This is a genomic window from Plantactinospora sp. WMMC1484 (genome assembly GCF_049315195.1).
Lineage (GTDB): Bacteria > Actinomycetota > Actinomycetes > Mycobacteriales > Micromonosporaceae > Plantactinospora.
The window spans coordinates 6,752,914-6,776,777 of record NZ_CP186055.1 but is presented as its reverse complement, the minus strand read 5'-3'; the positions used below and the strand labels follow the sequence as shown (position 1 = coordinate 6,776,777).

At 71.8% G+C, this 23,864-nt stretch carries 22 protein-coding genes and 1 pseudogene; 12 read left to right on the top strand and 11 right to left on the bottom strand.

Translation table 11 applies throughout. The features are described from left to right. Nucleotides 1-8 precede the first annotated feature (8 nt). The 5 genes from ACN28C_RS29125 to ACN28C_RS29105 all read left to right on the top strand — a co-directional run bounded on the left by ACN28C_RS29125 (nucleotide 9) and on the right by ACN28C_RS29105 (nucleotide 5,558). On the top strand, nucleotides 9-2,903 hold the full coding sequence (locus tag ACN28C_RS29125) for a vitamin B12-dependent ribonucleotide reductase (RefSeq protein ID WP_422770704.1): 2,895 nt from the start codon (nucleotides 9-11) through the stop codon (nucleotides 2,901-2,903). A 182-nt stretch (nucleotides 2,904-3,085) separates the two neighbouring features. After that, on the top strand, nucleotides 3,086-3,355 hold the full coding sequence (locus tag ACN28C_RS29120) for a GlsB/YeaQ/YmgE family stress response membrane protein (protein ID WP_422770703.1): 270 nt from the start codon (nucleotides 3,086-3,088) through the stop codon (nucleotides 3,353-3,355). A gap of 107 nt (nucleotides 3,356-3,462) precedes the next feature. Further along, nucleotides 3,463-4,401, top strand: a complete 939-nt coding sequence (locus tag ACN28C_RS29115; protein WP_422770702.1) for a DUF2332 domain-containing protein — start codon at nucleotides 3,463-3,465, stop codon at nucleotides 4,399-4,401. 69 nt (nucleotides 4,402-4,470) lie between these two features. Further along, nucleotides 4,471-4,752 carry a DUF5522 domain-containing protein gene (locus ACN28C_RS29110; protein WP_422770701.1) on the top strand — a complete coding sequence of 94 codons (282 nt, stop codon included), beginning with the start codon at nucleotides 4,471-4,473 and terminating at the stop codon, nucleotides 4,750-4,752. A gap of 263 nt (nucleotides 4,753-5,015) precedes the next feature. Beyond that, on the top strand, nucleotides 5,016-5,558 hold the full coding sequence (locus tag ACN28C_RS29105; RefSeq protein ID WP_422770700.1) for a hypothetical protein: 543 nt from the start codon (nucleotides 5,016-5,018) through the stop codon (nucleotides 5,556-5,558). Nucleotides 5,559-5,760: 202 nt separating this feature from the next. Here ACN28C_RS29105 and ACN28C_RS29100 read toward each other — a convergent pair whose 3' ends face one another. Continuing rightward, nucleotides 5,761-6,450 carry a metal-dependent transcriptional regulator gene (locus tag ACN28C_RS29100; RefSeq protein ID WP_422770699.1) on the bottom strand — a complete coding sequence of 230 codons (690 nt, stop codon included), beginning with the start codon at nucleotides 6,448-6,450 and terminating at the stop codon, nucleotides 5,761-5,763. A 102-nt stretch (nucleotides 6,451-6,552) separates the two neighbouring features. Between ACN28C_RS29100 and ACN28C_RS29095 the strand changes: the two genes are divergently transcribed. Together ACN28C_RS29095 and ACN28C_RS29090 are read left to right on the top strand one after the other, a co-directional pair. Then, nucleotides 6,553-7,416 (top strand): sulfurtransferase, encoded by an 864-nt coding sequence (locus tag ACN28C_RS29095; protein ID WP_422770698.1) that lies wholly within the window; start codon nucleotides 6,553-6,555, stop codon nucleotides 7,414-7,416. A gap of 200 nt (nucleotides 7,417-7,616) precedes the next feature. Next, the gene (locus ACN28C_RS29090) at nucleotides 7,617-8,798 is read left to right on the top strand and encodes an acetoin utilization protein AcuC (RefSeq protein WP_422770697.1); all 1,182 of its coding nucleotides are present in this window, start codon (nucleotides 7,617-7,619) and stop codon (nucleotides 8,796-8,798) included. A gap of 25 nt (nucleotides 8,799-8,823) precedes the next feature. On the opposite strand, the gene ACN28C_RS29085 is transcribed toward ACN28C_RS29090, so the two are convergent. After that, nucleotides 8,824-9,813 (bottom strand): TetR family transcriptional regulator, encoded by a 990-nt coding sequence (locus tag ACN28C_RS29085; protein ID WP_422770696.1) that lies wholly within the window; start codon nucleotides 9,811-9,813, stop codon nucleotides 8,824-8,826. A gap of 119 nt (nucleotides 9,814-9,932) precedes the next feature. On the opposite strand from ACN28C_RS29085, the gene ACN28C_RS29080 reads away from it, so the two are divergent. Further along, the gene (locus tag ACN28C_RS29080; protein WP_422770695.1) at nucleotides 9,933-10,859 is read left to right on the top strand and encodes an ATP-binding cassette domain-containing protein; all 927 of its coding nucleotides are present in this window, start codon (nucleotides 9,933-9,935) and stop codon (nucleotides 10,857-10,859) included. Next, entirely contained in the window at nucleotides 10,856-12,484 is a 1,629-nt protein-coding gene (locus ACN28C_RS29075) for an ABC transporter permease (protein WP_422770694.1), read from the top strand. Before ACN28C_RS29080 ends, ACN28C_RS29075 begins: the two co-directional genes overlap by 4 nt. Before the next feature lie 190 nt (nucleotides 12,485-12,674). On the opposite strand, the gene sigB is transcribed toward ACN28C_RS29075, so the two are convergent. Continuing rightward, the gene (gene sigB / locus ACN28C_RS29070) at nucleotides 12,675-13,625 is read right to left on the bottom strand and encodes an RNA polymerase sigma factor SigB (RefSeq protein WP_422774848.1); all 951 of its coding nucleotides are present in this window, start codon (nucleotides 13,623-13,625) and stop codon (nucleotides 12,675-12,677) included. Nucleotides 13,626-13,988: 363 nt separating this feature from the next. On the opposite strand from sigB, the gene ACN28C_RS29065 reads away from it, so the two are divergent. Further along, the gene (locus ACN28C_RS29065; protein WP_422774847.1) at nucleotides 13,989-14,777 is read left to right on the top strand and encodes a sporulation protein; all 789 of its coding nucleotides are present in this window, start codon (nucleotides 13,989-13,991) and stop codon (nucleotides 14,775-14,777) included. A gap of 75 nt (nucleotides 14,778-14,852) precedes the next feature. Here ACN28C_RS29065 and dtd read toward each other — a convergent pair whose 3' ends face one another. The 5 genes and pseudogenes from dtd to ACN28C_RS29040 all read right to left on the bottom strand — a co-directional run bounded on the left by dtd (nucleotide 14,853) and on the right by ACN28C_RS29040 (nucleotide 18,844). Continuing rightward, a complete protein-coding gene (dtd, locus tag ACN28C_RS29060; RefSeq protein WP_422770693.1) occupies nucleotides 14,853-15,275 on the bottom strand; it encodes a D-aminoacyl-tRNA deacylase in 423 nt (140 codons plus the stop codon). A gap of 59 nt (nucleotides 15,276-15,334) precedes the next feature. Then, nucleotides 15,335-16,819 (bottom strand): DUF7059 domain-containing protein, encoded by a 1,485-nt coding sequence (locus ACN28C_RS29055; protein ID WP_422770692.1) that lies wholly within the window; start codon nucleotides 16,817-16,819, stop codon nucleotides 15,335-15,337. A gap of 5 nt (nucleotides 16,820-16,824) precedes the next feature. Continuing rightward, a complete protein-coding gene (locus tag ACN28C_RS29050) occupies nucleotides 16,825-17,199 on the bottom strand; it encodes a hypothetical protein (RefSeq protein ID WP_422770691.1) in 375 nt (124 codons plus the stop codon). A 205-nt stretch (nucleotides 17,200-17,404) separates the two neighbouring features. Beyond that, a pseudogene (locus ACN28C_RS29045) lies at nucleotides 17,405-18,055 on the bottom strand (lytic polysaccharide monooxygenase auxiliary activity family 9 protein); the annotation flags it as partial. A gap of 348 nt (nucleotides 18,056-18,403) precedes the next feature. Continuing rightward, a complete protein-coding gene (locus ACN28C_RS29040) occupies nucleotides 18,404-18,844 on the bottom strand; it encodes a cupin domain-containing protein (protein WP_422770690.1) in 441 nt (146 codons plus the stop codon). Between the two features lie 462 nt (nucleotides 18,845-19,306). Here ACN28C_RS29040 and ACN28C_RS29035 point away from each other — a divergent pair, with 462 nt between their 5' ends. Beyond that, nucleotides 19,307-20,842, top strand: coding sequence for a hypothetical protein (locus ACN28C_RS29035; RefSeq protein WP_422770689.1), 1,536 nt, complete (start codon nucleotides 19,307-19,309; stop codon nucleotides 20,840-20,842). A gap of 89 nt (nucleotides 20,843-20,931) precedes the next feature. Here ACN28C_RS29035 and ACN28C_RS29030 read toward each other — a convergent pair whose 3' ends face one another. The 3 genes from ACN28C_RS29030 to darT form a co-directional block, all read right to left on the bottom strand. Further along, entirely contained in the window at nucleotides 20,932-21,516 is a 585-nt protein-coding gene (locus tag ACN28C_RS29030) for a hypothetical protein (protein WP_422770688.1), read from the bottom strand. A 456-nt stretch (nucleotides 21,517-21,972) separates the two neighbouring features. After that, a complete protein-coding gene (locus ACN28C_RS29025; RefSeq protein ID WP_422770687.1) occupies nucleotides 21,973-22,128 on the bottom strand; it encodes a hypothetical protein in 156 nt (51 codons plus the stop codon). A gap of 108 nt (nucleotides 22,129-22,236) precedes the next feature. Continuing rightward, the gene (gene darT, locus ACN28C_RS29020) at nucleotides 22,237-23,106 is read right to left on the bottom strand and encodes a type II toxin-antitoxin system toxin DNA ADP-ribosyl transferase DarT (protein WP_422770686.1); all 870 of its coding nucleotides are present in this window, start codon (nucleotides 23,104-23,106) and stop codon (nucleotides 22,237-22,239) included. Between the two features lie 145 nt (nucleotides 23,107-23,251). Here darT and ACN28C_RS29015 point away from each other — a divergent pair, with 145 nt between their 5' ends. After that, complete coding sequence (locus tag ACN28C_RS29015) at nucleotides 23,252-23,827, top strand: HhH-GPD-type base excision DNA repair protein (RefSeq protein WP_422770685.1); 576 nt, start codon at nucleotides 23,252-23,254, stop codon at nucleotides 23,825-23,827. Nucleotides 23,828-23,864 lie beyond the last annotated feature (37 nt).

Here is a 23,864-nt window from a genome sequence, read left to right as displayed (position 1 = left end):
CGGATGGAATGCCGGGGGAAGGTGTGACAGCGAGTAGGTCACGTACCAGGGCGGCGGCGAACGCCGGCCTGAAGGTCGAGCGTGTCTGGACCACCGAGGGGGTGCACCCGTACGACGAGGTGACCTGGGAGCGCCGGGACGTCGTCATGACGAACTGGCGGGACGGCTCGATCAACTTTGAGCAGCGGGGTGTCGAGTTCCCGGAGTCGTGGAGCGTCAACGCGGCCAACATCGTCACCACGAAATACTTCCGGGGCGCGGTCGGTACGCCGGAGCGGGAGTGGTCGCTCAAGCAACTCATCGACCGGGTGGTGAAGACGTACCGGGCGTCGGGGGAGCAGCACGGCTACTTCGCCAGCCCCGCCGACGCCGAGGTCTTCGAGCACGAACTGACCTGGATGCTGCTGCACCAGGTCTTCAGCTTCAACTCGCCGGTCTGGTTCAACGTCGGCACCGCCTCGCCGCAGCAGGTCAGCGCGTGTTTCATCCTCGCCGTCGACGACTCGATGGACTCGATCCTCGACTGGTACAAGGAGGAGGGGCTGATCTTCAAGGGCGGCTCCGGCTCCGGGGTTAACCTCTCCCGGATCCGCTCCTCCAAGGAACTGCTCTCCAGCGGCGGCACCGCCTCCGGCCCGGTCAGCTTCATGCGGGGTGCGGACGCCAGCGCCGGCACCATCAAGTCCGGCGGTGCCACCCGGCGGGCCGCCAAGATGGTCATCCTGGACGTCGACCACCCGGACGTCGAGGAGTTCGTGCTCACCAAGGCGCGCGAGGAGGACAAGATCCGCGCGCTCCGGGACGCCGGCTTCGACATGGACCTCGGCGGCCCCGACATCGTCAGCGTGCAGTACCAGAACGCCAACAACTCGGTCCGGGTCTCCGACGAGTTCATGCGGGCGGTGCAGGACGGCGGCACGTTCGACCTGCGCGGCCGGCTGGACGGTGCCGTGATCGAGACCATCGACGCCAAGGGCCTGTTCCGGACCATTTCCCAGGCCGCCTGGGAGTGCGCCGACCCCGGGCTGCAGTACGACGACACGATCAACGACTGGCACACCTGCCCGGAAACCGGGCGGATCACCGCATCCAACCCATGCAGTGAATACCTCCACCTCGACAACTCCTCCTGCAACCTGGCCTCGCTCAATCTCATGAAGTTCCTCCGCGCCGACGGCGGCTTCGAGGTGCAGAAGTTCGTCAGGTCGGTCGAGCTGGTCATCACCGCGATGGACATCTCGATCTGCTTCGCCGACTTCCCGACCGAGAAGATCGGCGAGACCACCCGGGCCTACCGGCAGCTCGGCATCGGGTACGCCAACCTCGGCGCGCTGCTGATGGCGACCGGTCACCCGTACGACTCCGAGAGCGGACGGTCGGTGGCCGCCGCGATCACCTCGCTGATGACCGGCACCGCGTACCGCCGCTCGGCCGAGCTCGCCGGCGTGGTCGGCGCCTACGAGGGGTACGCCCGCAACGCCGAGCCGCACAAGCGGGTGATGCGCAAGCACGCCGCCGCGAACGACGAGATCAAGCCGACCGGCGCGGTCGCCACCGAGATCGTCCGCGAGGCGACCCGGCAGTGGACCCAGGGCAACAAGATCGGTGACAGGTCCGGCTGGCGCAACGCCCAGGCCAGTGTGCTCGCGCCCACCGGCACCATCGGCCTGATGATGGACTGCGACACCACCGGGGTCGAGCCGGACCTCGCGCTGGTGAAGTTCAAGAAGCTGGTCGGCGGCGGCTCGATGCAGATCGTCAACCAGACCGTGCCGCGCGCCCTGCGCAGCCTCGGCTATCCCGAGGAGCAGGTCGAGGCGATCGTGGAGCACATCTCCGAGCACGGCCACGTGATGGACGCGCCCGGGTTGAAGCCGGAGCACTACGCCGTCTTCGACTGCGCGATGGGCCAGCGCTCGATCGCCCCGATGGGCCATGTCCGGATGATGGCGGCGGTGCAGCCCTTCATCTCCGGCGCGATCTCCAAGACGGTGAACATGCCGGAGTCGGCGACCGTCGAGGACGTCGAGGGGATCTACTACGAGGGCTGGAAGCTCGGCCTCAAGGCGCTGGCGATCTACCGGGACAACTGCAAGGTCGGTCAGCCGCTCTCGGCCGCGAAGAAGGAGGCGGCCAAGAAGGAGCAGGAGAAGGCGGTCGAGCCGGCCGCGCCGGAGAAGGCGGTCGAGAAGGTCGTCGAGTACCGGCCGGTGCGCAAGCGGCTGCCGAAGAAGCGCCCCTCCGAGACGGTCTCGTTCTCCGTCGGCGGGGCCGAGGGCTACCTCACCGCCTCGTCCTATCCGGACGACGGCCTCGGTGAGGTTTTCCTCAAGATGTCGAAGCAGGGCTCGACGCTGGCCGGGGTGATGGACGCCTTCTCGGTGGCCATCTCGATCGGCCTGCAATATGGAGTGCCGCTGGAGACGTATGTCAGCAAGTTCACCAACATGCGGTTCGAGCCGGCCGGGATGACCGACGACCCGGATGTCCGGATGGCTGCCTCGGTGATGGACTACATCTTCCGCCGGCTGGCACTGGACTTCCTGCCGTACGAGCGCCGGGCCGAGCTGGGCATCTTCACCGCCAAGGAACGGGCCGCGCAGTTGCGGGCGGAGGCCGATGCGGAGAGCGCTGTCGACCTTGCCGCGATGGCCGCCTCCGCTCCGGTGACCGCCTCCGCACCGGTGGAGACGGCGAAGCCGGAGCCGGCGGCCGAACAGCAGCGGGTCGAGACGGTGGTGGAGCGGCCGGCGCCGCCGGTCGGCTCCTCCACCGAGCTGCTGGAGGCGGTACTCGGCACGGCGGCGGACGCGCCGCTCTGCTTCACCTGCGGCACGAAGATGCGTCCCGCCGGCAGCTGCTATGTCTGCGAGGGCTGCGGCTCCACCTCCGGCTGCAGCTGAGAAGGCGCCCTCGCCGGCAGCAGGCGGGGGCGTAGCGTGCGCGACCGCCCGGTCCCCGTACGGGGACCGGGCGGTCGCGCCGTCGAGGCACCGCGACGGCGACGTGCCGGATCCCAAAAAGGTTTCCCGTCCGTCGGCACTGGGCACCGAGCCCGGCGAACGACAACGTGAGGGAGATCGTCATGGAGATCGGTGGAATCGTCAGCGCCATCATCATCGGCCTGGTCATCGGCGCGCTGGGCCGGCTCGTCGTGCCGGGCAAGCAGAACATCCCCATCTGGCTGACCCTGGCCATCGGCATCGTCGCGGCACTGCTCGGCACCATCATCGCGGGCATCTTCGGCGTCGCCGAGACACCGGGCGTCGACTGGATCGAACTCATTCTCCAGGTCGCCGTCGCCGCTGTCGGGGTGAGCCTCACCGCCGGTTTCTACGCTCGGCGAACCAGCTGACGGCTGCGACGTGGGCCCCGCCGGCGAGATCGGAGACGGTCGACGGGGCCCGGTTGTGTGACGGGCGGAACAGCGGGTGTGCAAGCGACCTCTGGGAACATGACGGCATGACGATCGCCGCCGACTACGCCGATTTCGGCGTCCGCGAGGCGAGCGGCGTGTCGCCCGCGTACGAACGCCTCTCTCTGGCCGTTGCCGACGACGACGAACTGCTCGCCCTGCTCGGTACGCTCCCGCCGGCCAAGCGGCAGCCGAACCTGCTGTTCGGAGTCGTCCGGCTGCTCGGCGGGCCGGTGGAGGACCCGGCGGCGTTCCGCGACTACACGATGGCGAACTGGCGGCTCGTGGCGGCGGAGATGCGTCTCCGGGCCACCCAGACGAACGAGGCAGGCCGCTGCGCTCTGCTGCTGCCGATCCTCGCCAGGCTGCCGCAGCCGCTCGCGCTGCTGGAGGTGGGCGCTTCCGCGGGCCTCTGCCTCTATCCCGACCGGTACGCCTACCGCTACGGCGACCACCAGCTCGGCACCGGCGAGCCGGTGCTCGACTGCGCCGCCACCGGCCTGACGCCGCCGGCCCGGCTGCCCGAGGTGGTGTGGCGGGCCGGCCTTGACCTGAACCCGCTGCGGGTGGGCGATCCCGCCGACATCGCCTGGCTGGACGCCGTCATCTGGCCGGAGCACGCGCACCGACGGGCCCGGCTGCGGGCCGCCGCGGCCGTCGCCGCGGCCGAGCCGCCGCTGCTGCTCCGCGGGGACCTCGTGGACGATCTGCCGGCGCTGGCGGCGCAGGCGCCGGCCGGCGCCACCCTGGTGGTGTTCCACAGCTCCGTGCTCTACCAGGTGCCGGCACCGCGGCGGGCGGCCTTCGTCCATCTGGTACGCGGACTGCCCGGTCACTGGATCTCGAACGAGGCGCCTGAGGTGCTGCCCCACGACGACCTGCCGGAGCAACCGAGCGGAGCCCAGCACAACGTGCTCGCGCTGGACGGCGGACCGCTCGCCTGGACCCGGGGACACGGGCAGTCGATGGTCTGGTTCGGCGGCTGACGGAAGAGCGGGTCCGGGCCGGGCCGTCAGGCGTGTCGCGGGGCGGCTGGCTGTCGTAGGGTCGGCGCGATGGATGCTCCGAAGGGGCAGCCGCCGGGGCGACGCCTGCCGCTGGCGCCCCGACCGCTCGACCGGCCGCACCCGTCCCGGCTCCCGGCCACGCATCCGGGCCGGGAGCGGATCCTCGCGGCGCACGCCGCCGCACTCGCCGCCGGTGAGGCGGGTTACCCTGACCCGGACACCGGGCTCTTCGTGCTCACCGCCGGGTTCCTGGCCCGGCGCGGCACCTGTTGCGGGCGCGGCTGCCGGCACTGCCCCTACATCGACGACCCGGTCCCGGAGGCATCGTGACCGTGGCCGCAGTCGTGGTCGAGGCGGTCGAGAGTCTGATCCAGGGTCGCATGCCGCCGGTGCCCGGCCCCGGCCGGCATTGGTTGTTCGGCGTGGAGGGCAAGCCCGCGCACTGTGACTGCGGCGCACCAGGGCCAGGTACCGCGACAGCGGGTGCCCGGTCGTGGAGGGACACCGTACGGGGTTTCGCCGGGCCCGCCGAACCCCGTACGGTGTCCGACGGATTCCCCGGCGCTGGACGCCGGGCGGGTGGGAGGTGCGAGGTGCGCGGACGACTCTGTTTGATCGCCAGTGTGCTGCTGCTCGCCGGCTGTGCCGGGGAGCCCGCGCCGGAGCCGATCGGGCCGGCCCCGAAGGTGGTGCGCCCGCCGGCGGCGTCGGCCGGCGGTGCCTGTCAGCTGCTGGAGTACCCGGCGATCGAGAAGGCCATCGACACCCGCTTCGAGGTCGCTGCGGCGAGTCGGCACGGCAAGACCGACACCTGCGTGCTGCGTGGCGAGGCCGAAGCACGCCCCGAGCTCGCACTCTCGGTCACCCCGACCACCGCCGACGCGTCGATTTTCGCCGACGAGATGGTGCCGGGCGATGGCAAGAGCGTGAAAGGGCTGGGCAAGGCCGCCTACCGCGCCACGGCCGCTCCGACGGGAAGCGTGGGAAGCTCCGTGGAGATCGGCTGGCTCACCGGCGACAGCCGGCTGGTCAGCCTGCGTTTCACCTTCCCGGCGGGCGAGGACGAGGCTCGGGCCGATGCCCTGGCGCCGAAGCTGATCAACCTGGCCAAGAAGATCGACACCAGCAACCGCTGACCACCTTCGGCATGCGAGCCTCAGGACCGGTCTCCGGTCAGCTGTGGCGAGTCATCCTGACTGCGCGGGGAAAACCCGGCATGACGTCGGTGGGGCGGTCCGGCGCGTGGCTCCGGCTCAGTGCGCGCCGAGTGGCTCGGCCCTCAGCGCGCGGCGCGCAGCGAGCGGCTCGGCCCTCAGCGCGCGCCGAGCGGCTCGGGCCTCAGTGCGCGGCGACGAAGACCCGGGAGGCGACCTCCCGGGGCAGCCGCACCTTGTCGCCGGAGCGGTCGATCATGACCCCGTCCCGCTCCTGCGCCACGGTCACCGTCACGCCCGGGTCCACGCCAGCGGCGTGCAACTGCCGGAGCACGTCGCTGTCCTTCTGGACGCTCTCGCAGATCCGCCGGACCACGACCGGACCACTCAGCCCCGGGAAAGCGAGGTTTCGCTCACCCTCGGCGAGGGTTTCGACCGCAACGTCCGAGTTCGGGGTGACCAGTGCCTCCAGCCCGGGGATCGGGTTGCCGTACGGCGACCGGGTGGGCCGGTCGAGCAGCTCGTAGACCTTTTTCTCCACCGAGTCGCTCATCACGTGTTCCCAGCGGCAGGCCTCCTCGTGGGCCTCCTCGTAGGGCATCCCGATCACGTTGACGAGCAGGAGTTCGGCCAGCCGGTGTTTGCGCATCACCGAGATGGCGTGGCTCCGGCCGAGCGCGGTGAGCTGTAGGTGCCGATCGTCCTCGACGGTCAGCAGACCGTCCCGCTCCATCCGGGCCACGGTCTGGCTGACGGTCGGACCACTCTGGCGCAGCCGTTCGGCGATCCGGGCGCGCAGGGCCGGCACCCCCTCCTCTTCCAGCTCGAGGATGGTGCGCAGGTACATCTCGGTGGTGTCGACTAGGTCGTTCACGTCAGTGGTCCTCCCGATGACGATGCTACCTCGGAGCACCGATATTCAGTGTCGCCGAGCCGGGCGGCCCGGGGCCGGCCCGGATGGTGTTGACTGGACGCCGTGTCCGTACCGGATGACCTTCTCGTCGACGTGACCGGGCTCGCCGCCGAACTGGCGTCCGTCGAGCCACCGGTCGTCCTGGACGTCCGCTGGCGGCTCGTCGGTCCGCCGGGTCGCACAGACTACCTGGCGGGACACCTGCCTGGCGCGGTCTTCGTCGATCTGGACGCCGAGCTGTCCGGGCCGCCCGGGCCGGGCGGCCGGCATCCGCTGCCCGACCCGGAGGCGTTGCAGCGGGTCCTCCGGGCGGCCGGCGTGCGCACCGGCCGTCCGGTGGTGGTCTACGACGGAGGCGACGGGATGGCGGCCGCGCGGGCCTGGTGGACCGTGCGCTGGGCCGGCCACCGGCAGGTCCGGGTCCTCGAGGGCGGCTTCGGGGCGTGGGCCGGCATTGGGCTGCCCGTCAGCACCGAGCCGCCGGCGGTCACGCCGGGTGACGTGACCGTGCGTCCGGGCGGGATGCCGGTGCTCGACGCCCATACCGCCGCGGAGGTGGCGGCGGAAGGGGTGCTCGTCGACGTCCGGGCGGCGGCCCGCTACCGGGGCGAGACGGAGCCCGTCGACCCGGTCGCCGGGCACATTCCCGGCGCGGTGAACGTGCCGGCCACCGAATATGTCGGCCCGGACGGGCGGTTTCCGGCCGCCGATTCGCTCCGCGCGCGGTTCGCCGAGGTCGGCGTCCGGCCGGGGGTACGGGTCGGCGCCTACTGCGGTTCCGGGGTGACCGCCGCGCAGGCGGTGCTGGCCCTGCACCGGGCCGGACACTCCGACGCTGCCCTCTACGTGGGGTCGTGGAGTCACTGGATCACCGACCCCGACCGCCCGGTGGCGGTCGGCGCCGACCCCGGCCCGAGCGGCCCCTGATCACCCGCCGCGCGCCGGCAGAGCGTGCTGCTACGGCGTGGGCGACGGCCCCGCGACGGCGTGGGCGACGGCCTGCGACGGCGTGGGCGACGGCGTGGGCGACGGCGTGGGCGACGGCGTGGGCGACGGCCTGCGACGGCGCGCCGTGTTCGGGAAGGCGGTTGCGGTCGGTCGCCGGTCGGCGTGCGACCATGAACCACATGTCGGACGACACGGTGGTGGTCTGGGACGAGAGTCTGCTGGCGTACGACCTGGGTGATCACCCACTCGATCCGGTACGGGTGGAGTTGACCATCGCACTGGCCCGGGAACTCGGCGTGCTGGACCGTCCCGGCGTACGACTGGTCCCGCCCACCCCGGCCGACGACGCGGCGCTCGCCCGGGTGCACCGGCCGGACTACCTGGACGCGGTCCGGGCTGCACCGAGCGACCCGCTCTTCTCCGGATACGGGCTCGGCACACCGGACAACCCGATCTTCGAGGGGATGCACGAGTCGAGCGCCCTGGTGGCCGGGGCGAGTCTGGCGGCGGCCGAGGCGGTCTGGCGCGGCGAGGCCCGCCGGGCGGTCAACGTGGCCGGTGGCCTGCACCACGCGATGCCCAGCCGGGCGGCCGGGTTCTGCGTCTACAACGACCCGGCGGTGGCCATCGCGCGGCTGCTCGACCTCGGCGCCGAGCGGGTGGCCTACGTGGACGTCGACGTGCATCACGGTGACGGGGTGCAGCAGGTGTTCTACGCCGATCCCCGGGTGTTGACGATCAGCCTGCACGAGACGCCGCTCGCCCTCTTTCCCGGTACCGGTTTTCCGGACGAGACCGGAGCGCCGGGCGCCGAGGGAAGTGCCGTCAACCTGCCGCTGCCGCCGGGTACCGGTGACGCGGGCTGGCTGCGTGGCTTCCACGCCACCGTCCCGGCGCTGCTGCGCGCGTTCCGGCCGCAGATCCTGGTCTCCCAGTGCGGTGCGGACAGTCATCGGCTGGACCCGCTCGCGGACCTCCGGCTGAGCGTGGACGGCCAGCGGGCGAGCTATCTGGCGCTGCGGGCGCTCGCCGACGAACTCTGCGACGGGCGCTGGGTGGCCACCGGCGGTGGCGGCTACGCACTCGTCGAGGTGGTGCCCCGGGCCTGGACGCACCTGCTCGCGGTGGCCAGCGGTGAGCCGATCGAGCCGGCGACGCTGACGCCGCCGGCCTGGCGGACGCTGGCCCGGAGCCGTCGTCCCGAGCGGGAGGTGCCGCTGCGGATGACCGACGACTCGGACGGCTCGTACGAGCCGTGGCAGCCTACCGGCGAGCCGGATGCGGTGGACGGGGCGATCACGGCCACCCGCAGGGCCGTCTTCCCGCTGCACGACCTAGACCCGCAGGACCCGGCACTCTGACCGGATCCGCGTCTCGAAATAGGCTCTATTTAGTGTCGGAAAATGTCTCGCTATAACCCGCTGTCTGGCTGTGGTCCGCTGTCTGGCTGTGGTCCGCCTCAGCCCGGTCGGCGGCCCGCAGGTGCCGGTAGAGAGTGGCCCGGGAAACGCCGAGGCTCGCCGCGATCTGGTCCACGGTGTGCAGGCCGGCGACATGCATCGACCTCGCCGTCCGGACCTGCTCCGCGTTGAGCCCCGGCCGTCGACCGGCCCGGCGCCGCCGTCCCGGGCGGCCATCTTCCGAACCGAGTTGCCGGCCGGCGGAGATCCGGTCCGTACGGCCGGCTCCAGCCTCCGTCGACGGGCCGGCATCGTCCGATCCGGCCGGGCCGCTCCGCCGGCCGGGGCGGTCGTCCGCCGCCGATTCGTCCGCCGCCGATTCGTCCGCCGCGCGCGGATCCCGGCCTCCGGGGTGGCCGGCCGGTGGGGGTGCCTCGCCCAGCAGCCTGGCCACCCCGTCGAGCATCTCCGTCCGGAGTTCCTCGTCGGACACGTCGGTGAAGAAAATGATCGGATCGGAGAGCATCGCGGTGGCCTGGACGGCGCGGACCCGTTCAAGCCGGGTCGCGTCGGGCCCGGCCACCAGGGCGTACGCCTGGGTGGCGATCCGCAGCAGCCGGCTGTAGGTGCTGCCCTGGGAGAACAACGTCATGTCGTGGTAGAGCGTCCCGAGAGGGCCGCGGTGCCGCAGCAGGGTGTCGAGCCACCCCTCCAGCGTCGCCCGGCGGGACGCCGGCCAGGGCAGCCGGGCAGCCCGCTCCAGGGCCGCCTCCAGGTCGGAGATGAGCGGCTCGGCGAGCGCCACCAGCAGGTGCTCCTTGCTGGGGTAGTGGTAGAGCACGCCGGCCTTGGTCAGGCCCAGCCGGTCGGCGATCTGCCGCAGCGGGGTGCGCTGGTAGCCCTGCGCGGCGAAGAGGTCCAGCGCGGCACGCAGGATCCGGGACCGGGTGTCGTCCGGCGGCGGCGGTCGCTCCATCGGTGCAGCGTACCTCCGGCTACTGACCGTCGATCAGAAGCCTGTGACGGTCGTCCTACCATCGGTCAGTACACTGGCATCGACATGGTGTCATCCGAGGTACTGGACAGGGGAGGGTCATGACGGCAATCTCGGTGGCCGGCCTGGTGAAGACCTTCGGGGCCACCCGCGCGCTGGACGGACTGGACTTGACGGTCCACTCCGGCGAGGTGCACGGGTTCCTCGGGCCGAACGGGGCAGGTAAGTCCACCACCATCCGGATTCTGCTCGGCCTGCTCCGCAGGGACGCGGGCGAGGTCGGCGTGCTCGGCGGTGACCCATGGCGGGACGCCGTGGCGCTGCACCGCCGGCTGGCCTACGTGCCCGGCGACGTGAACCTCTGGCCCAACCTCTCCGGCGGGGAGGCGATCGACCTGTTCGGCTCGCTCCGCGGCGGTCTGGACCCGGCCCGACGCGACGAGCTGTTGCAGCGCTTCGACCTCGACCCGACCAAGAAGTGCCGCACCTACTCGAAGGGCAACCGGCAGAAGGTGGCGATCGTCGCCGCGTTCGCCTCCGACGTCGAACTGCTGGTGCTCGACGAGCCGACCTCGGGGCTGGACCCGCTGATGGAGGCGGTCTTCCGGGACTACGTCGGCAGGCTGCGCGAGGCCGGCCGCACCGTGCTGCTCTCCAGCCACGTGATGTCCGAGGTGGAGGCGCTCTGCGACCGGGTCAGCATCATCCGGGCCGGCCGGACGGTCGAGTCCGGCGCGCTTGCCGAGTTGCGCCACCTGACCCGTACGCCGATGGCCGTCGAGACGGAGCGCCCGCTGGACGGCCTCGCCGACCTTGCCGGGGTGCACGCGGTGACCGTGACCGGCGCGACCACCCGGTTCGAGGTCGAGTCCGGCACCCTCGACCCGGTGCTGGCCCACCTGGCCCGGTTCGGCGTACGCAGCCTGACCAGTACGCCGCCGACCCTGGAGGAGCTGTTCATGCGGCACTACGGCGACGGTGGCGACGACGCCTCCGCCGAGCGGCCGGTCCCGGCAGGCGCGCGGTGACGGCGTTCACCGGCACCGCCCGGCTGACCCGGCTCGCGATCCGGCGCGACCGGGTCAAGCTGCTGGTCTGGGCGCTGGCCGTGCCGGGGGTCACCGCGGCGGTCGCGCAGAGCGTCACCGCCCTCTACGGCACGGAGCAGGACCGGGTCGGCTACGCCACCGCCAGCGCCGCCAGCGTGGTCGCCCGGGCGTTCAACGGACCCGTCTCGGGCCCGAGCCTCGGTTCGGTGGTCACCGCCGAGGCGTACACGTCGCTGGCCCTGCTCGCCGCACTGCTCAGCACCTTCGCGGTGATCCGGCACACCCGGCAGAACGAGGAGACCGGCCGGGCGGAGCTGCTCGGCTCGGCGGTGGTCGGCCGGCACGCCCCACTGGCAGCGGCCCTGCTCAGCACGGTGGCGGCCAACCTGCTCAGCGGGCTGCTGCTCGTCGGAGCGCTGGTCGCCAACGGGCTGCCGGTGGCCGGCTCGCTGGCCCTGGCCGCGGCGGTCGCCGGGATCGGGATCTCGTTCGCCGCGGTTGCCGCGGTGACCGCCCAGATCTCGGGCACGGCGCGTGGCGCCAACGGCATGGCCGCGGCCGCCGTCGGAATCGCCTTCCTGCTCCGGGCCGCCGGGGACGCCTGGGGGGACGTCTCCGCCGACGGGATGCGGGTGTCCAGTGCCTGGCCCTCCTGGCTCTCCCCGCTCGGTTGGGCCAACCAGATCCAGGCCTTCGACGCGAACCGTTGGGCGGTGCTGGCGCTGCCGGCCGTGTTCTCGGTTCTCGCCGTTGCGACGGCGTTCGTGCTGACCGCACACCGCGACCACGGCGCCGGGCTGCTGGAGGTCGCCCGGGGGCCCGCGCAGGCGCCTCGGGGCCTGCTCAGCTCGACCGGCCTGGCCTGGCGCCTGCAACGCGGGGTGCTGATCGGTTGGGCGGTCGGGGTCCTGGTGATGGGCTTCGCCATGGGGTCGGTCGGTAACGAGCTGGACGGCCTCGTCGGCGAAAACGAGGCGGCCGCCGAGTTGATGGCACAGCTCGGCGGCACCGACGAACTCGTCGACGCGTTCCTCGGCACCATGATGGCGATGTTCGCGCTCGCGATCGGGGGGTTCGCCGTCCAGTCGGTGCTCCGGCTGCGGGCCGAGGAGTCGGCCGGGACCCTGGAGGGGGTGCTGGCCACCGCCGTGAGCCGGCCCCGCTGGCTGCTCAGCCACCTGCTCTGGACCGTGCTCGGCACGGTCGGCCTGCTGGCGCTGGCCGGGGCGAGTACCGGGCTGGGCTACGGCATGGTCAGCGGCGACGTGCCCGACCCGGTGGGCCGGCTCACCGTGGCCGGGCTGGTGCAGGCGCCGGCTGCACTGGTGGTCGCCGCCGTGGTGGTGCTGTTCTTCGGGCTGCTGCCACAGTTCGCCGTGGCGCTGTCCTGGTCGGCCTTCCTGCTCTGCGTGCTGCTCGGCCAGCTCGGCGCGCTGCTGGAGTTGCCGCAGGCGGTGCTGAACGTGTCGCCCTTCACTCACCTGCCGGCAGTGCCGGCCGCCGATCCGACCGCCACGCCGCTGGTCGTGCTTCTCCTCGTCGCCGCCGCGCTGACCGGTCTCGGGCTGGTGACCTTCCGCCGCCGGGACCTGGCGGTCGGCTGACCGCCCCGCGGTGGGGTGCCGGGTGGCGACACCCGGTCTAACGCGGGCAGGACCGGCCGATCAGTCGGTGGCCTCTCCTGGTGGTCGGCCGGCCCGCGGCACGCCGAGGGTCTGGCACGTACGGCCGGAGCCCTCGCCACCGATGCGGTGGCGAGGGCTCCGGTGCCGTACCGGGCGACGAGCGTGGAGATCAGCTCGCGTACGCCTCCAGCCGGTCGGCGCGGGAGGGGTGGCGCAGCTTGAGCAGGGTGACCTTCTCGATCTGCCGGATCCGTTCCCGGGAGAGGCCGAACTCGCGCCCCACCTCGTCCAGGGTGCGCTGCCGGCCGTCGTCGAGGCCGAAGCGCAGCCGGATCACCGCCTGCTCGCGGTGCGAGAGGGTGGCGAGCACGATCTCCACCTCGTTGCGGAGCATGCCGGCCGAGACCGCGTCGCCCGGCTCCTCCCGAGGGTCGACGGCGGCGACGAAGTCACCGAGGGCGCTCTCGCCGTCCTCGCCGACCGCCTGGTCGAGGCTGACCGGCTCCCGGTCGTAGGAGATGAGCTCGATGACCTGGAACTCCGGCACACCCAACGCGGCGGCGACCTCGGCCACGGTGGGCTCGCGTCCCAGCTGGGTGGCCAGGTCGCGCCGGGTCCGGACCATCCGGTTGACCTGCTCGACCATGTGCACCGGGATGCGGATGGTGCGGGCCTGGTCGGCCATGGCCCGGGTGATGGCCTGCCGGATCCACCAGGTGGCGTAGGTGGAGAACTTGTAGCCCTTGGTGTAGTCGAACTTCTCGACGGCGCGGATCAGGCCGAGGTTGCCCTCCTGGATCAGGTCGAGGAAGGCCATGCCGCGCCCGGTGTACCGCTTCGCGATGCTGACCACCAGCCGCAGGTTCGCCTCCAGCAGGTGGTTCTTGGCGGCCCGTCCCTGGCTGGCGATGATCTCCAGGTCGGCCCGCAACTCCGCCGGCAGTGCCCCCCGCACGTCGGCGTTCAGTTTTTCCTCCGCGTAGAGCCCCGCCTCGATCCGCCGGGCCAGGTCGACCTCCTGGACGGCGGTGAGCAGCTTGGTCCGGCCGATACCGTTCAGGTAGGCCCGGACCAGGTCGGCTGAGGCTCCGCGCTCGTCGGTGGCGTCGAGATCGACCATGACCTGCCCGGCGCCGTCGACGGTCGGCTCGGTGTCGGCGCCGGCCCCGCCGGCCGGGTGAGTGTGGCTCTCGCTGTTGTGCAGGACCATCATCTGTCGCCTCCCCGCTTCGACAATGTGGCGCGTCCCAGCGACAACCGCGCTGGTGACACCTAGCTTGGCCGGTAGGGCGTGAAGCCAAGGTGAGGAGAGCGTCGGGTTGGCATGAATCCGGGAGGTTGCCAGACGCTGTTTGACCCGATTTCCATGCCTTGATCGGATTGGTGGCGCCGCGGACGGCCGGGTGGGCCGGACGGGGCGAGCGCTTGCCGGCGACGGTTACCGTGCGAGACGGATCGAGATCAACGAGGGATGGAGGACGTGGTGGTCTTCAAGCGGTTGATGCAGGCGATGGGCGTGGGCGGTCCGTCGGTCGAGACGGTGCTCAGCAACCCGAACTGCCGGCCGGGCGGCTATCTGGAGGGCCAGGTCCACATCGCCGGCGGCGACCACCCGGTCGACGTCGAGTACGTCTCGGTCGGCCTGGTGACCCGGGTCGAGGTGGAGAGCGGTGACAGCGAGTACAACACCACCCAGGAGTTCCACCGGCAGCGCCTGACCGGTGCGTTCCGGCTGGAGAGCGGGCAGCGCCACGACGTCCCGTTCCGTTTCGAGGTGCCGTGGGAGACGCCGCTGACCGAGGTCGGCGGTCACCACCTGCACGGGATGACCATGGGGCTGCGTACCGAGCTCGAGGTGGCCCGCGCCGTGGACAAGGGGGACCTCGACCCGGTGGCGGTGCATCCGCTGCCGGCCCAGGAGCGGGTCGTCGACGCCCTGCTCCAACTCGGCTTCCGGTTCAGCCGGGCCGACGTCGAGCGCGGCCACATCTACGGCGTGCACCAGACCCTGCCGTTCTACCAGGAGATCGAGTTCTATCCCGGCCCGCAGTACGCCCGGGCGATCAACCAGCTGGAGCTGACCTTCGTCGCCACGCCGCAGCAGTTGCAGATCGTGCTGGAGATCGACAAGCGGGGCGGGCTCTTCACCGAGGGCCGCGACGCGTTCGGCCGGTTCACCGTCGACCACGCCAGCGTCGACCGGACCGACTGGCCCGGGCAGCTCGACGGCTGGCTGCGCCAGTCGATGCAGAAGCGCGGGCTCTTCTTCTGACCGCACCCTGCGCTTCCGACCGCACTCTGCGCTTCCGACCGCACTCTGCCCGGCGGGCGGCGGCCGGAGAGCGGGTCAGAGCTCCAGCAGCACCGTGCGCGGGCCGACGTTGACGCTTTCGACCAGCATGTGCGCCCGGAACCGGCCGGTGGAGACCTCGGCACCCCGGCCGCGCAGCGCCTCGACGAAGGCGGTGACCAGCGGTTCGGCCACCTCGGCCGGGGCCGCCGCGCCCCAACTGGGCCGGCGGCCCTTGCGGGCGTCGCCGTAGAGGGTGAACTGGCTGACCACCAGCAGCGGTGCTCCGGCGTCGGCGGCGGAGCGCTCGTCGTCGAGGATGCGCAGCTCGTGGACCTTCCGGGCCATCGTGTCGGCGGTGGCCCGGGTGTCGGCGTGGGTGACCCCGAGCAGCACCAGCAGCCCGTCGGCGATGGCACCGACCACCTCGCCGTCGACCGTCACGCTGGCCCGCCCGACCGTCTGCACCACCGCCCGCACGGCGGTCAGTCTGCCACGGCGCCGGGCCGGCCGGTCCGCCCGCCGACGGGCGCGGGCCGTCAGTCCGCCACGGGGGCGAGGACTCCGCGTTCCACCAGGTGCGCGACGATCGGCCCGGCCGCCTCCGCAAGATCCTCCGCCGGTACGTCGTGCGCCAGCGCCAGCACCGCGACCTGCTCGCGCAGCGGCACCCTGCCGTCGGCCCCGCCGACCAGGGCCAGCACCAGCGGGTCCACCTCCTCGGTCCAGCGCAGCCCGTGCGACTGGACCAGCACCTGCCGGTCCACCGCCCAGCCCTCGTCGCCCATCGACGCCTCCTGGCGCAGCTTCAGCCCGTCGACGGCCCGGAACCTGGTGCCGAGCAGTGCCTCACCGTCCCGGGCCCGCAACCAGTCCTGCCGGTCGAACCAGGCGGCGATCTGTTCACCCATCGGCGGCTGTACGGCCTGCCGCAGGTCCTCGACCCGGAGCACCGGCTCGGTGTGGCCGCCCCGGCGCAGGTTGACCACGCCGAAGCCGATCGCCTCCACCTTCTGCCCGTCGAACCAGTCCAGCCAGGCTGCCACCCGCCGCGGGTCGGCCGCCTCGCTGGCGTCGGCCAGCCACAGGTCGACGTAGGCCGTCGGGTCGGCGACCTCCCGCTGGATGACCCAGGCGTCCAGGCCGGTGCCGGCGAACCAGCCGGCCACCCGCTCGCCCCAGTCCTCCCCGGCCACGTGCAGCCAGTTGGCCAGGTACTGCATGGTGCCGCCCTCGGTGAGCAGCGTCGGCGCGGCGGCGGCGAGTTCGGCGGCGACCCCGTCGCCGGCCCGGCCCGAGTCGCGGTAGCTGTGCGTGGTGGTGCCGGGACCGACCACGAACGGCGGATTGCTGACCACCAGGTCGAACCGGCGCCCGGCCACGGGCGCGACCAGGTCGCCCCGGAGCAGGTCCCAGCGGTGGCCGTTCAGCGCGGCGGTGGTGGCCGCGAACCGCAGCGACCGGTCGGAGACGTCGGTCGCGGTCACCGAGCGGGCGTGCTCGGCCAGGTGCAGGGCCTGCACACCGCTGCCGGTGCCGAGGTCGAGGGCGCTGCCGACCGGGCGTCGGATCGTCGCCCCGAGCAGCGTGGTGGTCGCCCCACCGATCCCGAGCACGTGGTCGGCGGCGAGCGGCTGGCCGGGCCGGGCACTCGCCGGCACGTCGGAGAGGACCCACCAGGAGTCCCCGTACGGCTCCAGGTCGATGCCCTGCCGCAAGCCGTCGCCGACCCGTTCCAGCAGCCCGCCGGCGAGCGCCTCGGCGAGCGGCAGCGGGGCGAGTGCCGCGCGTACCGCCGCCTCGGGCTCGGTCTGGGCGCAGACGAAGAGCCGGATCAGGGTGGCGAGCGGGTCGCGGTCTTCGGTGGCCCGCAGTGCCGCCCGGAAGTCGTTGCGGGCCAGGCCGCTGGTCGCCGCCGCGCCGAGCCGGTCGGCGATGCCACTCGACGTGTAGCCCGCGCTGGTCAGTGCCGTCCGGAGCTGGTCCACCCCGGCGGGGGAGAGCAGCATGTCATTGCCGTCCACGGCGTCTATCCTGCCTGCCCGTCGAGCCGGGCTGGTCGCCAACCCTCGCAGTCCGCCTGCGGTAACACCCCGTCGGGTGTAACCGGCCGGTACCCGTCACAGCCGTCCCGACCCACCCCCATCCCCACCGGCTCCGGTGCGGCGTCGGGCGTCGGCTCCGGTGCGGGGGCAAAGTCGGCTCCGGTGGCGTCGGGCCCGGTGCGGCGGTCGGCAAGCGGCGGCGCCGGGCCGGCCCGAGCACCACGATCGCGTACCCGAGGTGCACCAGCACGCTGACGACGAGTCTTCAGCCGGCCGAGCACCGAGGAGACCGTACCGGCGGGCCGGGCCTGGACCCGGCGCGCGGCGAGCAGCACGAACGGCAGCGCGACCGCGATCATGGCCAGGGTCAGGGCGAGATCGCCGAGGTGGAGTCGTCATGCCTTCCAGGATGCGGCCCCGACGGCGGCGGAACTCTGCCGTGATCGCGTACGACGTCGGGCGTGCCGGACCGGATGACGCGGGGGCGGGCGGCCACCGGATGCTGTGGCGGCCGCCCGCCCCACGATGTGCTGTCTGCGGGCTATGTGCTGTCTGCGCGCGTCAGAACGTCACGTCGGAGCAGCCGTAGAAGGTCTCGGCGCTGTCGGAGCGGGTCCACACCGAGTAGATGATGTGGTGGCCGCTCTTGCCGGACGGCAGCCGGCCGCTCCAGTAGTAGTGGCCGTCGTTGCTGCCGACGTTGCCCCGCTGCGGCGGGTTGGTGACCGAGGAGAAGGGCGTCGCCTCCAGGTCGCTCCAGGCCAGCGGGCGGGTCGGGCTCCAGCCGTTGCGGGTGACGTAGAGGTCGAACCGGCCGGGGTGCGCGGCCCAGTTGCTGTATCGGAACTCGACGCTCGCGCCCGAGCTGACCTGGGCCTTCGGGAAGTCGCCCCGGGGTAGGTCCCAGCCGCGGAAGGTGGAGTTGCCGCCGCTGCAGAGCTGGCCGTCGGGGATGAAGCCCCGGGTCCGGCCGGCGCCGTCGGACCGCAGCACGCTGAACCAGTTGTAGAGCGGGTAGACGCCGCTCACGTTGGCGGCGGCGACGCAACCGGCGTTCTTGTTGACGATGTTTCCCTGCGGGGTCAGGCCGTCGATGTAGCACGCGTAGGTCCGGCTGGCCGGGAACATCAGCGCGCCGTGTGCGGAGGCCTGGTTCGGCGAGATCACCGTCAGGAGCCCGGCGGTCAGCACGGCGGTGGCACCGACGACTGTCAGTCTGCGCAGGAGTTTCACGGATGTGGATCCCTTCTGTGCGGCCGCGGCCGGGAGAGGTGTCCTCGGGCGGCGCGGCCGGGTGGGAGCCGGCGGGGTGTGCGGCGTGCTCGTGGCGCTGTCGCACCCGGTCACCGGCTGCTGCTGGATAGGCGGGCCCGAATCCCGCGTGCGCGGTACGGTTGCCCCCGTACTGCGGCGATATGGACCATTGCAGCATGGATGGCCGGCTCAATCAATAGGCGGCTCTCGATATGTGACGCGCCGAAGGTCCCGCATGTGCTAATTCGGGCCACCGGCGCCCCGCCGTGCCTCGCCGGGCTTGGCGAGACCTGGCGAAGCGCCCGGGAGTCAGGCCAGCTGGAAGTCGGCGAAGTCGAAGCCGGGTGCCACCACGCAGCTGACCAGGACGGGCTGCCCACCGGTGGGCTCGGCCGCCTGCCAGACGCCACCCGGGATCACCAGCTGCGGCCGCTCGCCGGCCGCCAGGTCCGATCCGAGTCGGATCTCCGTGTACTCCGCCGTCGGCACCTCGGCCGAACCGCCGAGCCGCAGCAGCAGCGGACCGCCCGAGTGCCAGAGCCACAGCTCGTCGGAGCGGACCGTGTGCCACCGGGACCGTTCCCCCGGGTGCAGCAGGAAGTAGATCGCGGTGGCGGCGGCGCGCGGGCCGGCGTAGCCGTCGGGAGTGAAGGTGTGTGCCGAGCGCCAGGTCTCGCGGAACCAGCCGCCCTCCGGATGTGCCGCCAGGTCGAGCTGCTCGGCCAGCGGTGGCCGGCTCGGCGTCGTCACGGGTCGACCTCCACGCTCGGGTACGGCTGCCGGTCCGCCGCGTCTGGCACCGGACATCCGGAAGTGTATCGGGGCGATCGGAGCCCGCCCGGTGGCGCCGCACGACGGCGTCTCCGGAGATCCGAGTTCCACCGGAAACCTTACTGTCGATTCTTCCCGGAAGTTGGGACCGGTCGCCGGTGAGCGTTTCTGCGGGCGTACTTCCGGCTCGGCGGCGGTTTCGACGGAAACGGTTCACAGCAATGTAATGTCAGCCCGCTCCTGGTTGGAGGGTCGGGACTTCCGACGCCTTGACAGCCGATTGAGGAATTGTGGAGGATCGATCTACGCGCCGAAGGTGCGTACACGGGGGAATCTGAAATCAGCATGCCGGCCCGAGCCGCGTCTCGGCAGCCGGTGTCTCCCCCTGTCACCGTGTCCCGTGCCCGACTGGCACCGTCCGACCTGGTGGAGGGAAACCGCATGAGTCATCCACGCGAGACCACGATCTATCGACGCGGCACATTGTTGCTGGCGCTGGCGGCGATCTGCCTCTCCGTACTCCTGAGCGGCCGGCCGGCACATGCCCAGGTGCCGGCGACGGCCGGTGCCACAGCCGGTGCCGGCCTCACCGCGACACTGCTGCCCGACCCCGAGCGGGCCGACCGGTCCCGGTTGGCCGTCGACTGGCAGGGCGGCCCCGGCGTACGCCTGCGGGTCAGCCTCGGCACGCCCGGGCGCGCCTCCCGGCCACCCGTCGCCGGCCAGGTCCTCGTCGCCGGCCAGGTCCTCTCCGCCGGGGCCAACCTGCTCGACCTGGCGCTGGCCGGGGACGCGTCGGGGATGCTGCGGATGGAGGTACGCGGTGCCTCGGGCCGGCTCCTGCGTACCCTGATCCGGGACCTCGGCGCACTGCGTGCCGAATCCGCCTTCGCCTGGCCGGCGGGCGCCGCCGCGCTGCCGGGGTTGATGGTCGAGGGCTCCTTCGACCAGGTCGGCGCGGTGGCGGCCGACAACATCGCCCGGTGGAGCGGCGGTGCCTGGTCGGCGTTCACCGGTCCCGGCGGCAACGGCACCGACAGCCAGGTGAGCGTCCTGGCGACCTTCAACGGCGATCTCATCGCGGGCGGCGGCTTCATGTACGCCGGCGGCAACCTGGTCCGGGGCATCGCCCGCTGGGACGGCTCGGACTGGCTGCCGCTGACCGGCTCCTCCGGCACCGGCGTGATGACCTATCCCTTCGACTTCGTGCACAGCCTCCAGGTCTTCAACGGCAGCCTGATCGTCGGCGGTCAGTTCCTCAACGCCGGTGGCCTGCCGGCCAACCACATCGCCCGGTGGGACGGCGCCGAGTGGCACACCCTGACGGGGTCGTCCGGCACAGGGGTGAACAGCGCCGCCGTCTGGGACCTGACCATCTACGGCGGGGCGCTGATCGTCGGTGGTGACTTCACCGAGGCCGGCGGGGTGCCGGCCAGCAGGGTCGCCCGGTGGAACGGCAGCACCTGGTCGGCGCTGGCCGGTGGTCTCAACCCCGGTGAGCTGAACGGTCTGGTGATGTCGCTGGTCAACTACAACGGCGCACTGATCGCGGGCGGCTACTTCCAGACCGCCGACGGTGTGCAGGCCAACAACATCGCGCGGTGGAACGGCAGCGCGTGGTCGGCGCTGACCGGGCCGTCCGGCACCGGAGTCTCCGCCGGTGTCCGGGACCTGGTCGTCTATCAGGGATCGCTGGTGGTCGGCGGGGAGTTCACCCACGCCGGCTCGCTTGCGGTCAACTACATCGCGCGGTGGAACGGCAGCGCGTGGTCGGCGTTCACCACCGCGCCGGGCGCGGTGCTGAACACCTCCGTCTACGCGGTCACCGTGCACTACGGCGACTTGATCATCGGCGGCGGCTTCACCCAGGCGAACGGCGCGCCGACCGACTACCTCGCCCGGTGGACCGGCACCGGCTGGGCCAGCCTCTCCGGCGGCGCTCCGAACGGGCCGGTGATGGAGCTGTTCAGCCTCTAGTTCGGGAGGTTCGGGAGGTTCGGGAGGCCGGGTGGGTGCGGTACCCAACCCACCCGGCCGCCAGCCCGCCCGGCTCGGCTGCAGCCCGGTCAGACGCCTGCGGCGTCGTCGTAGCGGCGGCGCAGATCGGCCATTTCCGAGTCGGCCAGCGCCTCCTTCTGCGCCAGATCCGCGTACTTGGGCGGGAACATCTGCCGGAGCCGGTCGATGAACATGACGTTCTCCGTCGCCTCGACCACCTGGATGCCCGGGGGCTCGCGGGACATGTCCATGATCACCGGTCCGGCCAGCTTGACCGCCCAGTCCCAGGGTGTCTTCTGCTCGGCGACCCCGCAGAGGTGGAAGCCGTAGACCGTCTTCACGTCGGCGAGCGCGGTGACCTCGGCCGGCTCGTAGCCGTAGACGCGCACGCCGCAGATCACCGCCGGCTTCGCCTCCTCGCCGGTGGCCACCTGCTGGATATCGTGGCCGGCGTGGTTGTGCTGCTCCGGGTCCGCCTGTTCGAGCGTGGTGCGCATCCGGGTCAGGATCTGTCCCTGCAGATCCGCCGGCTCGGCATTCGAGCCAGCCGTCCTGACCAGTACGACCGCGCCGGCCGACACCGCCAGCAGGATCACCGCCACCCACACGAAGCGGTTCCGGTACCACCCCGCGAAACTCTCCCGGGTAATCATGATTGCTTCTCACCTCGTCGCCGGTTCTGATGCGTTTGGCAGACCGCGTCGGACCGCTTGGCATGCCCCCGACCTGTGTCGGAGTGTCGAGTGCGTCGGACGTCGCCGGGACACGTACCGGAGGGACACGCGTCTCGGGGACACGTGCCCGGGTATGCGTGTCCGTCGTCGTGTGGAGCTGGCCCGGCGATGCGGAGCGCGAGCGTCTGCCAAGGCGGCGCGCTGCCGGCGATGCGATGCTCCCGTGCTGGCCGTTCCCAGCGCGGTTGCCCCCGCACTGCGGCGATACGAGCCATTCCAGCACGTCCGGACCCGCTCCGGCAACATCGACGATCCTCAGCGGATTCATGGCCGGGTGACCTGCCGGCACCGGCCGGGGCCGGCAGGGGTGCCTGCTCTCGGCGGCTGACCCTCGATCCGTACGACGACAGGCCCGTTACAGCGGTCGCACGGGTTTCACAGCGAGCGGCGGGACGGCAGCCGGCGTAGCACCGGACCGAGGTTGGGTGGGCGGTGCCGGTCCGCCCGCTCCGCCGTACGTGTCGCTTCCGGTGCGTCCGGCGCGTGCAGGGGCGGATATCGACTCGTGGCCTCGGCTCCGGTCCTGCTCATGGGCGACGCTCCAGTCTCGATCGTGGCGGTCGTCTCGGGTACGGTCACGACGCGCACCGGCGCGCCGGTTTCCGGTACGGCACGGCGCCCCCCGATTCGGTGGGGGAGTCACCTCGGATCGGCGCCGTGCCCGTGTTCAGAATCCGATAGGAATTGTGGGCCGGCAATGTTGTGCCGGTCGTTTTCCGATGGCAATCTGGGCCGTTTTATCGCCACGCCGACGTGTTGCACCAGCCGTGCAACACACGTTTCTCGGACCGAGGAAGGAGGTTGCATGGCGGACGACATCGGTTCCACCGTCCCGCACCGGCAACTGGGTTGGTTCCTTCGGGAAATGCGCGAGCGCGCGAGCAGATGATCATGCAGGACCTCACTTACCTGTGCCCTGCGGGCACCGTCGTACACCCCGATCCACCTGATCGCCCGCGTCGGCAGCCTCTGGTGGACCAGGAACTCCGCCTGGCGTCGGCGCTGGCGATCCATGTCCTCGGAGGTGTTGTGCCATCGTTCTGCAGTCAGGAGCGGCCAATCGACCATCTCTTCCATCGCCCGCAGGTTTGCCGTGAATTCACTGGTGGCGGTGGCGGCGTTGCCGTCGGTGGCAACCCAGTCCGAGCCGGTGTCGATCACGGCGCCCACGGTTGTCACGAGGTACACGAGCGGTCGGTCACCGTCCGGGTAGCAGTTTGGTCTGCCATCGCGGTGCTCGCAGGCTATCCGGTACATCATCGGAGACCGGGGTGCGAAGTAGAAAGGGACGTAGTCGCCGACCTGACCACCTGGTCCGGCCAGCACCGACCGCTGGCGGCGGGACTGCTTGATTGCCGGATCGCCGACCTCGGTGCGTGTGAGGCCTTCTCGCGCCATCAGATCGCAGGCGAGATGACCTGCGGTGAAGATGACCGCAATGTTGTCGAGGTGGGTGAAGTGATAGATCCACCGGTCCCTCGACCTCCGGCCGACCATGTCGCCGTGCATGGATTGTCATCTCCTGGTCCGCCACGGCCCGAACACGACAGACGTCCCTCGTTCATCGGAAGTGATGACCCTATCCGGTGACGTCCTCGTCACCGGTCAACGCGCCGTCGAACTGCTCGCACGGCGATTGCGGCATCATCAGACCATGACGCTCTCGCTGCCCATCGCCGCCGAAGCCAACGACCTGCTCCGGCGCGACCCGCTGGCGCTGTTGATCGGCATGGTCCTGGACCAGCAGGTCAGCATGGAGAAGGCCTTTGCCGGGCCGTACGAGCTGGCCAGGCGGCTCGGCCACGATCCGGACGCGGCCGAACTGGCCGCCTTCGACCCGGATGCGCTGACCGCGCTCTTCGCCGAGCGCCCCGCCCTGCACCGCTTCCCCAAGGCGATGGCCGCCCGGGTCCAGGAGGTCTGCCGGGCTCTCGTCGAGCGGTACGACGGCGACCCGAGCCGGCTCTGGTCCGAGGCGGAGAACGGCCGGGAACTGTTGAGGCGGATCACCGCCCTGCCCGGGTTCGGCCGGCAGAAGGGGCAGATCTTCCTGGCCCTGCTCGGCAAGCGGTTCGGCGTCCAGCCGCCCGGCTGGCGCGAGGCGGCCGGCGACTACGGCCGCGACGGCGTCCACCATTCGGTCGCCGACGTGGTCGACGAGACGTCGCTGGCGAAGGTACGCGAGCACAAGCAGCAGATGAAGGCCGCCGCCAGGGTCGCTGCGGGCTGACCCGGCCAGGGCGTCGGGCGATTCGGCCGACGGTAGC

Bases quoted from the DNA above. Each gene is read 5' to 3' on its own strand.
- ACN28C_RS29120 (WP_422770703.1), top strand. From the start codon at position 3,086: ATGGAGATCGGTGGAATCGTCAGCGCCATCATCATCGGCCTGGTCATC.
- ACN28C_RS29115 (WP_422770702.1), top strand. From the start codon at position 3,463: ATGACGATCGCCGCCGACTACGCCGATTTCGGCGTCCGCGAGGCGAGC.
- ACN28C_RS29110 (WP_422770701.1), top strand. From the start codon at position 4,471: ATGGATGCTCCGAAGGGGCAGCCGCCGGGGCGACGCCTGCCGCTGGCG.
- sigB (WP_422774848.1), bottom strand. From the start codon at position 13,625: ATGGTCGATCTCGACGCCACCGACGAGCGCGGAGCCTCAGCCGACCTG.
- ACN28C_RS29080 (WP_422770695.1), top strand. From the start codon at position 9,933: ATGACGGCAATCTCGGTGGCCGGCCTGGTGAAGACCTTCGGGGCCACC.
- darT (WP_422770686.1), bottom strand. From the start codon at position 23,106: ATGCACGGCGACATGGTCGGCCGGAGGTCGAGGGACCGGTGGATCTAT.
- ACN28C_RS29125 (WP_422770704.1), top strand. From the start codon at position 9: ATGCCGGGGGAAGGTGTGACAGCGAGTAGGTCACGTACCAGGGCGGCG.
- ACN28C_RS29025 (WP_422770687.1), bottom strand. From the start codon at position 22,128: ATGAGCAGGACCGGAGCCGAGGCCACGAGTCGATATCCGCCCCTGCAC.
- ACN28C_RS29030 (WP_422770688.1), bottom strand. From the start codon at position 21,516: ATGATTACCCGGGAGAGTTTCGCGGGGTGGTACCGGAACCGCTTCGTG.
- ACN28C_RS29035 (WP_422770689.1), top strand. From the start codon at position 19,307: ATGAGTCATCCACGCGAGACCACGATCTATCGACGCGGCACATTGTTG.
- ACN28C_RS29085 (WP_422770696.1), bottom strand. From the start codon at position 9,813: ATGGAGCGACCGCCGCCGCCGGACGACACCCGGTCCCGGATCCTGCGT.
- ACN28C_RS29090 (WP_422770697.1), top strand. From the start codon at position 7,617: ATGTCGGACGACACGGTGGTGGTCTGGGACGAGAGTCTGCTGGCGTAC.
- ACN28C_RS29050 (WP_422770691.1), bottom strand. From the start codon at position 17,199: ATGATCGCGGTCGCGCTGCCGTTCGTGCTGCTCGCCGCGCGCCGGGTC.
- ACN28C_RS29015 (WP_422770685.1), top strand. From the start codon at position 23,252: ATGACGCTCTCGCTGCCCATCGCCGCCGAAGCCAACGACCTGCTCCGG.